The 11,997-nt window shown below is 50.5% G+C and carries 10 protein-coding genes and 2 pseudogenes; 8 read left to right on the top strand and 4 right to left on the bottom strand.

Annotated features, from left to right (window positions below):
- Positions 1-27: 27 nt before the first annotated feature.
- The 4 genes and pseudogenes from ACJHYW_RS04175 to rbn form a co-directional block, all read right to left on the bottom strand.
- Positions 28-531, bottom strand: coding sequence for a YfbM family protein (locus tag ACJHYW_RS04175; RefSeq protein ID WP_000525376.1), 504 nt, complete (start codon positions 529-531; stop codon positions 28-30).
- Positions 532-632: 101 nt separating this feature from the next.
- A pseudogene (locus tag ACJHYW_RS04170) lies at positions 633-1,251 on the bottom strand (hypothetical protein).
- A 415-nt stretch (positions 1,252-1,666) separates the two neighbouring features.
- Positions 1,667-2,876: pseudogene (gene elaD, locus ACJHYW_RS04165) on the bottom strand (deubiquitinase ElaD).
- A gap of 190 nt (positions 2,877-3,066) precedes the next feature.
- On the bottom strand, positions 3,067-3,984 hold the full coding sequence (rbn, locus tag ACJHYW_RS04160; RefSeq protein WP_001361549.1) for a ribonuclease BN: 918 nt from the start codon (positions 3,982-3,984) through the stop codon (positions 3,067-3,069).
- Between the two features lie 64 nt (positions 3,985-4,048).
- Here rbn and ACJHYW_RS04155 point away from each other — a divergent pair, with 64 nt between their 5' ends.
- The 8 genes from ACJHYW_RS04155 (at position 4,049) to menE (ending at position 11,944) form a co-directional block, all read left to right on the top strand.
- Positions 4,049-4,510, top strand: a complete 462-nt coding sequence (locus ACJHYW_RS04155) for a GNAT family N-acetyltransferase (protein ID WP_000574098.1) — start codon at positions 4,049-4,051, stop codon at positions 4,508-4,510.
- Between the two features lie 54 nt (positions 4,511-4,564).
- Complete coding sequence (elaB, locus tag ACJHYW_RS04150) at positions 4,565-4,870, top strand: stress response protein ElaB (RefSeq protein ID WP_000070621.1); 306 nt, start codon at positions 4,565-4,567, stop codon at positions 4,868-4,870.
- A 78-nt stretch (positions 4,871-4,948) separates the two neighbouring features.
- Positions 4,949-6,244 (top strand): isochorismate synthase MenF, encoded by a 1,296-nt coding sequence (gene menF, locus ACJHYW_RS04145; RefSeq protein WP_001191433.1) that lies wholly within the window; start codon positions 4,949-4,951, stop codon positions 6,242-6,244.
- Between the two features lie 88 nt (positions 6,245-6,332).
- Positions 6,333-8,003, top strand: a complete 1,671-nt coding sequence (gene menD, locus ACJHYW_RS04140; protein WP_001329868.1) for a 2-succinyl-5-enolpyruvyl-6-hydroxy-3-cyclohexene-1-carboxylic-acid synthase — start codon at positions 6,333-6,335, stop codon at positions 8,001-8,003.
- Positions 8,000-8,758 (top strand): 2-succinyl-6-hydroxy-2,4-cyclohexadiene-1-carboxylate synthase, encoded by a 759-nt coding sequence (menH, locus tag ACJHYW_RS04135; RefSeq protein ID WP_000600533.1) that lies wholly within the window; start codon positions 8,000-8,002, stop codon positions 8,756-8,758. Before menD ends, menH begins: the two co-directional genes overlap by 4 nt.
- A 14-nt stretch (positions 8,759-8,772) precedes the next feature.
- Complete coding sequence (menB, locus tag ACJHYW_RS04130) at positions 8,773-9,630, top strand: 1,4-dihydroxy-2-naphthoyl-CoA synthase (RefSeq protein WP_000639996.1); 858 nt, start codon at positions 8,773-8,775, stop codon at positions 9,628-9,630.
- Entirely contained in the window at positions 9,630-10,592 is a 963-nt protein-coding gene (gene menC / locus ACJHYW_RS04125; protein WP_001255616.1) for an o-succinylbenzoate synthase, read from the top strand. Before menB ends, menC begins: the two co-directional genes overlap by 1 nt.
- Positions 10,589-11,944, top strand: coding sequence for an o-succinylbenzoate--CoA ligase (gene menE / locus ACJHYW_RS04120; RefSeq protein WP_000577584.1), 1,356 nt, complete (start codon positions 10,589-10,591; stop codon positions 11,942-11,944). Before menC ends, menE begins: the two co-directional genes overlap by 4 nt.
- The last annotated feature ends 53 nt before the right edge of the window (positions 11,945-11,997 follow it).

Here is an 11,997-nt window from a genome sequence, read left to right as displayed (position 1 = left end):
GCGGTTTTTTTTGGTGCCCTGACCCCATCACCCAACAATAACCGTCAGCGCATGATTCCCCTGTCGCAGTATACGCCGATAAGCGCTAATTAATTTTTCCATATCAAGCATGATCGAGGCAAAGAGTTGCCCCTCTAACTCTTCTGAAAAGGTCACTCCCGGATAAATCTCCATTTCATTGAGTCGCTTAATGGAAAACTGTTTACGCAGTTCACTTCGATCCAGTGATTCCAGTCGATCGATTGTCGCGGCTAACTCCTGATTCCAGGTCAACCCCAGGAAGCCGTCTATGCCATCTTCGAGGCTGTGTTCACCAAGCACTGCGCGACTTAGCGGGTCATTCTTCGCGGGGTCAAATGCAGATGTACCCGTCAGGCCAAAGTGTAAAAAATCCCAGCGTTTATCAATATCCAGTCGGCGTAATCCTGAAAGCGTGTCATGTATATTATCCATCAAAGGTTTTTGAGTAGACTCAAGAAGTTGGTTAATCTTTTCTGAGTCAATTTCTGCAAAATAGCCAATCATTCCCATTTTATTTTCCTCCGTTGAATTTCATGTTTCGCATCTTAAAACAGACGAGAGAAAATAAAATTTACATGTCGCTTTTTCTGGACCCGCCTCGAGAAATTTTATTATTTACTGTTGTATAACAAAGTTATAACCCCATCCACTACCTGAGCCATTTTCTGATAATTCAATCTGTCTGCGGTATCACCGGGCAAGTGGCATTGTTTATTACGATAAAAAGCGGTGTCGGTAATCATTACGGCGGGAATATCGTGTTGCCAATAATTAAGGTGATCAGAGAAATCAATGCCGGGAATAAACCCTGGGGCATTCATAGAATAAACAGATAAATCCTGAGATGACAACAATGCCGCTTTTAGCTGACGAACGGCGTTGATATCCTGCATTCTGCCGACCACGGCAATAAAGTCTCCCCGATCGGGATAAAGCCAGGACATTGCCGGGTAAGGGTAATCCTGGCTACCAGGCGCAGAGTCGTAATAGCCAATCGGGGACGCCCTGCGCGGTAACTCTGGCACCGCTACTGACAAAGAACTCTTTTATATACTCTGCGGACCTATTCAGATTATCAATATTGCCGGCATTACGTGGATGCACAGTTTGTGTAAGATAACGAACTGTTTTTTCTAATTGCTCAGGACTTACGTGTCGGGGCGTTGGCGATAAGGCAGTGACCCAGGGTTGGTAAAAAATAATCAGAGGGAGTGAAAACAGAAATAATATAACAAAAGGAAAATTTTTTTCATATGTAAATTATCAATAAAAGGCGTTATTTCATTATTATTTATAATGAATTATGAGCGTTTATTTTATTACGCTTGGTAGAGATATACAAAAAGTGTTTTTTACAGTGGGTTCGCTATTTTTAAAAAGGAATTTCTGTGAGGAATAAAAATATAATTATGTTATTTATTGGCAGATTGAATTGACAGGGGGCAGAAATCTGAGGGTAAGAAAAGTCAGCAACTACAATCCACTACATCAACAGACCAGCAATCGCGTGCCGCGATACGCTGGAAATACCCGCAGATTGAACTGGCGGGTGGTGTGACTGGCATCAGTCAGTGATGACTTTTTAGCAAACTATGTTCGACCAGTCAGCATATTTACTGACTGGTCGAATTAATTAACAATGATGTTAACTTACTCTTTTTCCTGATGCTTTATTTTGGGGGGGTGAATATTTTATTTCTAAGTTTCTATAATAATGATTGATATTTGCATCGCCATATTTATCTAAATAACAATTTCTGTTTGTCAGTCGATGTTGAAAATCAATTTCGTACTGCTCTTCTGCTGAATGTTTTTTAAATCTGTCAGCATAGTTTTTTAATAACGTATAGGGAGCGCTGTCAGAATTGCTTTCCCTTTGTTCAATTACTTCTTTGGCTGCCATGCACACAAATGCACCGCAACTTTGGCTTAAATATTGCTGAAGATCGGCATGTAAAAATATTATCTCGGGTTCAGTTAAATGAACTTTTATATTATTATTCGACATTTCTCCCATGAGTTCAGAATTAAAACTATTAATGATACGCTTAAGTGAATTTTCTTTTTTATGGCCTAGTGCACGTAATGAATTGAATATGATGCATTTTATTTGTTGTGTGTTATTTTTTTTCATTAACTATTTTTTGTAGCGAAACTAATATCCAGTGTCCGCCAGTATTTATGGGGAATAACTGGACTGCTTTCGGCCATAATGGATCGCTCTTAATATTATCATTGAGAGCGATTTCCAGGTAAGTGCTGTTGGAATCGGGGAGGTAGAAATCAGTAGGATAATTGACTTGAGTATTTTTTGCATTAGCGGCGATCTTCTGAAGATAGCAATCTATTTCATCCGTGGTTAATTGACGATTTTTATCCCAGAAGTTTGTCCCATCGCTCAGTTCATTATTCTTATCATTTAAAAGTACCTTTGAAAGCGACTGTTTTTCTGATATAAGAGGAATGTCCTCACCGATAATTGTCATTAATTTTGACGGGGAGAATAGTTTTTTGAACAGGAGATCATCTGAATCATGTGATTTGAGGGGGTGTTTGGTTGCGGTATGTGCCAAATTATATAATTTTAAACAGGCATTTTTAATAAGTCGGATAATCGATAGGGTCTCATTTGTTGGGTTTCTAACAATATGGTAAAGAATATCTTCAGCTTTTTTCCCAAATTCATCATAACCTAACGCAATGTTATGCAGTAACTCAATACTTTCTTCATCTCCGGATAACGCTGTTTTTTTTAAAGACTGCAGTAATTCATCGGTCACAGTAAATTTTTCTGCAAATGTCTGACTGAGTTGGGTTTGAGATAATTGACAATAATTGCTGACAACTGTAACCATTATAGGCTCCTTTTAGTTGCAAAGGTTGTGCTGAATGAAGATAAAAAGAGGCAACTTATTGCTCTGAATATAGTGCGTAAGGAGATGAATAAATATCAAAAATCGCTCAATATGCCCGTGTGGGTGGATATATGTGGCGTGGGTTGCGATAACAGGGCAAGTTTAGCCCTGTTTTTAATAATAAGCAGAGTTAAACGTTAAACACGGTGAAATCATTCGCCAGTTCAGTCGCCGGGAAAATTGACCGACATTCACGTAACAGGTGCTGACAACCTTTGTCATCATAGCGCGAGCTGACGTGGGTAATGATTAGCTTACCGACTCCAGCCTCACGGGCCAGTGTCGCAGCCTGGCGTGTAGAGCTGTGGCCGCGACTATTGGCTTTGGCTTCCATGGTTATATCCAGCGTCGCTTCGTGCACCATGACATTGACACCTTTAGCCAGGTCAAGTGCGGCATCGCAGGGGCCGGTATCGCCGAAAATAGCGAGCGCTTTACCTGGTACTGGAGCGGCTAAGTAATCTGCGCCGTTAATCTGCCTTCCATCTTCCAGCATGATTGTTTTGCCCGCTTTTAATTCCTGAAACAGTGGGCCAGGCTGTACGCCAGCAGCTTTTAATGCCTGGGCATTTAATGCACCCGGTTTATCATGTTCTTCAATACGATAGCCATAGCATTCCAGTGGGTGTTCCAGCGGATAAGCGGTCACTTTGCGCAGGCCATCATCGAAAATTTCGCCAGCGCCAATTTCGACAATTTCCAGCGGATAATCGGTCCATGAGCCGCTAATCCGCAGCGCGGTCTCCACAAATTCACGGATACCTTGCGGACCATAAATCGTTAAGGGTTGGATAATGCCTGACATAGAACGACTGCACAGCAAGCCGGGTAAACCAAAGAGATGATCGCCATGAAGGTGACTGATAAAAATCTTGTCCAGTTTTCCAGGGTTAAAGGCGGTATGCAGTAGCTGATGCTGGGTGCCTTCACCGCAGTCAAACAACCAAAGACCGCTCTGGGTCGGATGTTGCAGGTTAAGCAATATTGCCGTGACATTGCGCGTACGGGTTGGCACACCGGCTGAAGTACCTAAAAAAATTAATTCCATGAGTTCATCACGTTTCAAAAAATATTCCGGCTAGTATAAGGCATACATCTAAAAGGAGAGCATTATGATTGAATGGCAAGATCTGCATCACTCTGAATTATCGGTTTCCCAGCTTTATGCCTTATTACAACTGCGTTGCGCGGTGTTTGTTGTTGAGCAGAATTGCCCTTATCAGGATATCGATGGTGATGATTTGACGAGGGATAATCGCCATATTCTCGGTTGGAAAAATGATGAACTGGTGGCGTATGCGAGGATTCTGAAAAGTGATGATGATCTTGAGCCGGTCGTTATTGGTCGGGTGATTGTCAGTGAAGCGTTGCGTGGCGAAAAAGTGGGGCAGCAGCTGATGAGTAAAACACTCGAAACATGTACGCGTCACTGGCCTGATAAACCTGTTTACCTCGGGGCGCAGGCGCATCTGCAAAACTTCTACCAGAGTTTTGGCTTTATCCCTGTGACGGAGGTCTATGAAGAAGATGGTATCCCACACATTGGGATGGCACGCGAGGTAATTCAGGCGTAATCAATAACCCTTGTCTATAGTTAGTGACAGGTTTTACGCAAATGGAGAACGAGAATGTCTAATCAGTTTGGTGATACACGTATCGATGACGACCTGACGCTACTTAGTGAAACACTGGAAGAGGTGCTCCGCTCCTCTGGCGATCCCGCCGATCAGAAATATGTTGAGCTGAAAGCGCGTGCAGAAAAAGCGCTGGATGATGTGAAAAAACGGGTTAGCCAGGCTTCAGACAGTTATTACTATCGGGCGAAGCAGGCAGTTTATCGTGCTGATGACTACGTCCACGAAAAACCCTGGCAAGGAATTGGTGTGGGTGCGGCCGTTGGGCTGGTACTAGGACTGTTGCTGGCACGCCGTTAAAACCTCCCTACACCGGGGTACTGCATTTTTTTTGTCGTACCCCGTATAATGTGAGGCTTTTAACAGGGAGAGGTCCGCGTGCAATCACTTACTACGGCGCTGGAAAATCTACTGCGCCATTTGTCGCAAGAGATTCCGGCGACACCCGGCATTCGGGTTATCGATATTCCTTTCCCTCTCAAAGACGCTTTTGATGCCTTGAGCTGGCTGGCCAGTCAGCAGGTGTATCCGCAATTCTACTGGCAACAACGTAATGGTGATGAAGAAGCTGCCGTCCTGGGTGCGATAACCCGTTTTACGTCGTTGGACCAGGCACAACGTTTTCTTCGCCAGCACCCGGAACACGCCGACTTACGCATCTGGGGGTTGAATGCGTTTGACCCGTCGCAGGGCAATTTACTTTTACCACGCCTCGAATGGCGACGCTGTAGCGGTAAAGCCACGCTGCGGCTGACGCTATTCAGCGAAAGCTCCCTTCAGCACGATGCAATCAAGGCAAAAGAATTTATCGCCACACTGGTGAGTATCAAGCCCTTGCCTGGATTACATTTTACCACCACGCGAGAACAACACTGGCCGGACAAAACGGGCTGGACGCAATTAATCGAACTGGCAACGAAAACCATCGCCGAAGGCGAGCTCGACAAAGTGGTGCTTGCTCGGGCAACTGACCTGCATTTCGCAAGTCCGGTCAATGCGGCAGCGATGATGGCTGCCAGTCGTCGGCTCAATCTGAATTGCTACCATTTTTACATGGCCTTTGATGGCGAAAATGCTTTTCTTGGTTCTTCACCGGAACGGTTATGGCGGCGGCGTGACAAAGCGCTGCGTACCGAAGCGCTGGCGGGAACGGTAGCAAATCATCCTGATGATAAGCAGGCGCAGCGGTTGGGTGAGTGGCTGATGGCGGATGATAAAAACCAGCGCGAGAACATGTTGGTGGTGGAAGATATCTGCCAACGATTGCAGGCCGATACCCAGACGCTGGATGTTTTACCGCCGCAGGTACTGCGTCTGCGTAAAGTGCAGCATCTTCGCCGCTGTATCTGGACTGCACTCAACAAAGCGGATGATGTGATCTGTTTACATCAGTTGCAGCCAACGGCAGCAGTTGCTGGCTTACCGCGCGATCTGGCGCGACAGTTTATCGCCCGTCACGAACCGTTCACCCGAGAATGGTACGCCGGTTCTGCGGGCTATCTCTCTTTACAACAAAGCGAATTCTGCGTTTCCCTGCGCTCAGCAAAAATCAGTGGCAATGTCGTGCGATTATATGCTGGCGCGGGCATTGTCCGTGGTTCCGACCCCGAGCAAGAGTGGCAGGAAATCGACAACAAAGCGGCAGGGCTGCGTACTTTATTACAAATGGAATAGTAATGAGTCGCATCATTACCGATTCATATCAATAATCTATTTTTGTAGCTCCTTATACTTAGCCGCAATATTGATACCGGACAAACTCATGTCAGTAAGCGCATTTAACCGACGCTGGGCGGCGGTCATTCTGGAAGCATTAACGCGTCACGGCGTCAGACACATCTGTATCGCCCCTGGCTCGCGTTCTACACCGTTAACGTTAGCGGCGGCGGAGAATTCCGCATTCATTCACCACACCCATTTCGATGAGCGTGGACTGGGGCATCTGGCGCTGGGGCTGGCGAAAGTCAGCAAGCAGCCGGTGGCGGTGATTGTGACCTCCGGCACGGCGGTAGCAAATCTCTATCCGGCACTGATTGAAGCCGGGTTAACCGGAGAAAAACTGATCCTGTTAACCGCCGATCGCCCGCCGGAGCTAATTGACTGCGGCGCGAATCAGGCAATTCGTCAGCCGGGAATGTTCGCCTCTCACCCCACGCACAGTATTTCACTGCCGCGCCCGACCCAGGATATCCCCGCACGTTGGCTGGTTTCTACCATCGACCATGCTCTCGGTACGCTTCATGCGGGTGGAGTCCATATCAACTGCCCGTTTGCTGAACCGCTGTATGGCGAAATGGACGACACCGGGCTTAGCTGGCAACAGCGGCTGGGCGACTGGTGGCAGGACGACAAACCGTGGCTGCGTGAAGCGCCTCGTCTGGAAAGTGAAAAACAGCGCGACTGGTTCTTCTGGCGGCAAAAGCGCGGCGTGGTGGTTGCCGGGCGCATGAGTGCGGAAGAGGGCAAAAAAGTTGCCCTGTGGGCGCAAACTCTTGGCTGGCCGCTGATTGGCGACGTGCTGTCGCAAACCGGACAGCCGCTGCCGTGTGCCGATCTCTGGTTAGGCAATGCCAAAGCGACCAGCGAACTGCAACAGGCGCAAATTGTGGTGCAACTGGGAAGCAGCCTGACGGGCAAACGGCTCCTGCAATGGCAGGCAAGCTGTGAACCCGAAGAGTACTGGATTGTTGATGACATTGAAGGGCGACTTGATCCGGCACACCATCGTGGACGTCGCTTAATTGCCAATATTGCCGACTGGCTGGAGCAACATCCGGCAGAAAAACGCCAGCCCTGGTGCGTTGAAATCCCGCGCCTGGCGGAACAGGCAATGCAGGCGGTTATTGCCCGTCGCGATGCGTTTGGCGAAGCCCAACTGGCGCATCGCATCAGCGACTATCTGCCTGAACAGGGGCAATTGTTTGTCGGTAACAGCCTGGTGGTACGTCTGATTGATGCGCTTTCGCAACTTCCGGCAGGTTACCCGGTGTACAGCAACCGTGGTGCCAGCGGTATCGACGGGCTGCTCTCGACCGCCGCAGGCGTTCAGCGGGCAAGCGGCAAACCGACGCTGGCGATTGTGGGCGATCTCTCAGCTCTTTACGATCTCAACGCGCTGGCGTTATTACGTCAGGTTTCCGCGCCGCTGGTATTAATTGTGGTGAACAACAACGGCGGGCAAATTTTCTCGCTGTTGCCAACGCCGAAAAACGAGCGCGAGCGTTTCTATCTGATGCCGCAAAACGTCCATTTTGAGCACGCCGCCGCGATGTTCGAGCTGAAATATCATCGTCCGCAAAACTGGCAGGAACTTGAAACGGCACTTGCCGACGCCTGGCGCACGCCGACCACCACGGTAATTGAAATGGTGGTTAACGACACCGATGGTGCGCAAACCCTCCAGCAACTGCTGGCGCAGGTAAGCCATTTATGATCCTGCACGCGCAGGCAAAACACGGTAAACCAGGTTTACCCTGGCTGGTGTTTTTGCACGGTTTTTCCGGCGATTGCCATGAATGGCAAGAAGTGGGCGAGGTGTTTGCCGACTACTCACGGTTGTATGTTGATCTCCCAGGTCACGGTGGTTCGGCGGCAATTAGCGTCGATGGATTTGATGATGTCACCGACTTACTGCGTAAAACCTTAGTTAGTTACAACATCCTTAACTTCTGGCTGGTGGGGTACTCGCTCGGCGGACGGGTGGCGATGATGGCGGCTTGTCAGGAGATGGCGGGGCTTTGTGGGATTGTTGTGGAAGGCGGTCATCCGGGGCTGCAAAATGCTGAACAACGAGCAGAACGTCAGCTTTCCGATCATCGTTGGGCGCAGCGTTTTCGCACAGAACCATTAACGGCAGTATTTGCCGACTGGTATCAACAGCCTGTTTTTACCTCGCTCAATGACGATCAACGCCGGGAGCTGGTGGCGCTGCGCAGCAACAATAATGGCACAACCCTTGCCGCGATGCTGGAGGCGACTTCTCTCGCCGTCCAGCCCGATTTACGTGCTAACCTTAGCGCCCGCACATTTGCGTTTTATTATTTATGTGGTGAACGTGACAGCAAATTCCGCGCTCTGGCGGCGGAACTGGCTGCCGACTGCCATGTCATTCCTCGCGCCGGACATAACGCGCACCGGGAAAATCCCGCTGGCGTAATCGCAAGTCTGGCGCAGATCTTGCGTTTCTGACTAAAGGACACAATATGATTTATCCTGATGAAGCAATGCTTTACGCACCGGTTGAATGGCACGACTGCTCCGAAGGTTTTGAGGACATTCGTTATGAAAAATCCACCGACGGTATCGCAAAAATCACCATTAATCGTCCGCAGGTGCGCAATGCCTTCCGTCCTCTGACGGTAAAAGAGATGATCCAGGCGCTGGCGGATGCGCGTTATGACGACAACATCGGCGTGATCATTCTGACTGGTGCAGGCGATAAAGCGTTCTGCTCCGGTGGTGACCAGAAAGTGCGTGGCGATTACGGCGGCTATAAAGATGATTCCGGCGTACATCACCTGAACGTGCTGGACTTCCAGCGTCAGATCCGTACCTGTCCGAAACCGGTTGTCGCGATGGTGGCTGGCTACTCCATCGGCGGCGGTCACGTTCTGCACATGATGTGCGACCTGACTATCGCGGCTGATAATGCCATCTTCGGTCAGACTGGCCCGAAAGTCGGTTCCTTCGACGGCGGCTGGGGCGCTTCCTATATGGCGCGTATTGTTGGGCAGAAAAAAGCGCGTGAAATCTGGTTCCTGTGCCGTCAGTACGACGCGAAACAGGCGCTGGATATGGGCCTTGTAAACACCGTGGTACCGCTGGCGGATCTGGAAAAAGAAACCGTGCGTTGGTGCCGTGAAATGCTGCAAAACAGCCCGATGGCGCTGCGCTGCCTGAAAGCTGCACTGAACGCCGACTGTGACGGTCAGGCAGGTCTGCAGGAGCTGGCGGGCAACGCCACCATGCTGTTCTACATGACGGAAGAAGGTCAGGAAGGTCGCAACGCCTTCAACCAGAAACGTCAGCCTGACTTCAGCAAATTTAAACGGAATCCGTAATGCGTAGCGCGCAGGTATACCGCTGGCAGATCCCCATGGACGCGGGGGTGGTTCTGCGCGACAGGCGGTTAAAAACCCGCGACGGGCTGTACGTTTGCCTGCGTGAGGGCGAGCGCGAAGGGTGGGGGGAGATCTCCCCACTGCCGGGCTTCAGCCAGGAAACCTGGGAAGAGGCGCAAAGCGTGCTGCTTGCCTGGGTAAATAACTGGCTGGCAGGCGATTGCGAATTACCGCAGATGCCTTCCGTGGCCTTTGGCGTAAGCTGTGCATTGGCGGAACTGGCAGATACGCTCCCGCAGGCGGCCAATTACCGTGCGGCACCACTGTGTAATGGCGATCCTGACGATCTGATCCTCAAACTTGCCGATATGCCTGGTGAGAAAGTGGCGAAGGTCAAAGTGGGATTGTACGAAGCCGTGCGCGACGGCATGGTGGTCAATCTGTTGCTGGAGGCGGTTCCTGATCTGCATTTGCGTCTTGACGCGAATCGCGCCTGGACACCGCTGAAAGGCCAGCAGTTTGCCAAATACGTTAACCCGGATTATCGCCACCGCATTGCTTTTCTCGAAGAGCCGTGCAAAACCCGCGATGATTCGCGTGCGTTTGCCCGTGAAACCGGCATTGCCATTGCCTGGGATGAAAGCCTGCGTGAGCCGGATTTTGCCTTTGTGGCGGAAAAAGGTGTGCGCGCGGTAGTTATCAAACCCACGCTCACGGGCAGCCTGGATAAAGTACGCGAGCAGGTGCAGGCGGCGCACGCGTTGGGGCTGACGGCGGTGATCAGTTCTTCTATTGAGTCGAGCTTAGGCTTAACGCAACTGGCGCGGATTGCCGCCTGGTTAACGCCAGACACCATTCCGGGGCTGGACACGCTGGATCTGATGCAGGCGCAGCAGGTTCGTCGCTGGCCGGGTAGCCCGCTACCGTTAGTGGAAGTTGATGCACTGGAGCGGCTGTTATGATCTTCTCTGACTGGCCGTGGCGTCACTGGCGGCAAGTGCGGGGAGAAGCCATCGCCTTACGTCTTAATGACGAGCAACTTAACTGGCGCGAGCTTTGTGCTCGCGTCGATGAATTAGCCTCCGGCTTTGTGGCGCAGGGCGTTGTTGAGGGCAGCGGCGTGATGTTGCGGGCGTGGAATACGCCGCAAACGCTGCTCGCCTGGCTGGCGTTACTGCAATGCGGGGCGCGGGTGTTGCCCGTGAACCCTCAGCTGCCGCAACCGCTGCTTGAGGAATTGCTGCCCAATCTGACGCTGCAATTTGCGCTGGTGCCGGAAGGGGAAAACACGTTTCCGGCGTTAGCGTCGCTGCACATTCAGCTGGTTGAAGGCGCACATGCCGCTGCGTGGCAGCCGACGCGTCTGTGCTCAATGACGTTAACCTCTGGTTCCACTGGCTTGCCGAAAGCCGCTGTTCATACTTATCAGGCTCATCTTGCCAGCGCCGAAGGGGTGTTATCGCTGATTCCGTTTGGCGATCACGATGACTGGTTGCTCTCTTTACCGCTGTTTCACGTCTCCGGTCAGGGAATTATGTGGCGCTGGTTATACGCTGGTGCGCGGATGACGGTGCGTGATAAACAGCCATTGGAGCAAATGCTGGCAGGCTGTACTCACGCTTCACTGGTGCCAACACAACTCTGGCGTTTGCTGGTTAACCGTAGTTCCGTTTCCCTGAAAGCGGTTTTACTTGGCGGCGCGGCTATCCCGGTCGAGTTGACGGAACAGGCGCGCGAGCAGGGGATTCGTTGCTTTTGCGGCTATGGTCTGACCGAGTTTGCCTCCACGGTGTGTGCGAAAGAAGCCGACGGTCTGGCAGACGTTGGTTCGCCGCTGCCGGGTCGGGAAGTGAAAATCGTTAATGATGAAGTGTGGCTGCGGGCTGCCAGTATGGCAGAAGGTTACTGGCGTAACGGGCAACGGGTTCCACTGGTTAATGACGAAGGCTGGTACGCCACGCGCGATCGCGGTGAGATGCATAATGGCAAGCTGACCATTGTCGGACGTTTAGACAATCTATTCTTCAGTGGCGGTGAGGGTATTCAGCCGGAAGAAGTCGAGCGCGTTATTGCTGCACATCCTGCGGTTTTGCAGGTGTTTATCGTCCCCGTTGCCGACAAGGAGTTTGGTCATCGGCCGGTAGCGGTGGTGGAGTATGACCAGCAAACCGTTGATCTTGACGAATGGGTGAAAGACAAGTTGGCTCGTTTTCAACAACCGGTGCGCTGGCTGACTTTGCCGCCGGAGCTGAAAAACGGCGGTATTAAAATTTCACGTCAGGCGTTAAAAGAGTGGGTGCAACGCCAGGATTAAGAAATCATTAGTTTCACTTCGCAATTTTGCCATTCCATTGCCGTTGATAATAG

The organism is Escherichia sp. WS3063 (assembly GCF_046486595.1).
GTDB classification, from domain to species: Bacteria; Pseudomonadota; Gammaproteobacteria; order Enterobacterales; family Enterobacteriaceae; genus Escherichia; species Escherichia coli.
Note: the sequence above shows the minus strand (reverse complement) of the source record. Positions and strands in the feature narration are given on the sequence as shown.

Bases quoted from the DNA above. Each gene is read 5' to 3' on its own strand.
- menC (WP_001255616.1), top strand. From the start codon at position 9,630: ATGCGTAGCGCGCAGGTATACCGCTGGCAGATCCCCATGGACGCGGGG.
- menE (WP_000577584.1), top strand. From the start codon at position 10,589: ATGATCTTCTCTGACTGGCCGTGGCGTCACTGGCGGCAAGTGCGGGGA.
- rbn (WP_001361549.1), bottom strand. From the start codon at position 3,984: ATGGAATTAATTTTTTTAGGTACTTCAGCCGGTGTGCCAACCCGTACG.
- ACJHYW_RS04175 (WP_000525376.1), bottom strand. From the start codon at position 531: ATGGGAATGATTGGCTATTTTGCAGAAATTGACTCAGAAAAGATTAAC.
- menD (WP_001329868.1), top strand. From the start codon at position 6,333: ATGTCAGTAAGCGCATTTAACCGACGCTGGGCGGCGGTCATTCTGGAA.
- menB (WP_000639996.1), top strand. From the start codon at position 8,773: ATGATTTATCCTGATGAAGCAATGCTTTACGCACCGGTTGAATGGCAC.
- ACJHYW_RS04155 (WP_000574098.1), top strand. From the start codon at position 4,049: ATGATTGAATGGCAAGATCTGCATCACTCTGAATTATCGGTTTCCCAG.
- menH (WP_000600533.1), top strand. From the start codon at position 8,000: ATGATCCTGCACGCGCAGGCAAAACACGGTAAACCAGGTTTACCCTGG.
- elaB (WP_000070621.1), top strand. From the start codon at position 4,565: ATGTCTAATCAGTTTGGTGATACACGTATCGATGACGACCTGACGCTA.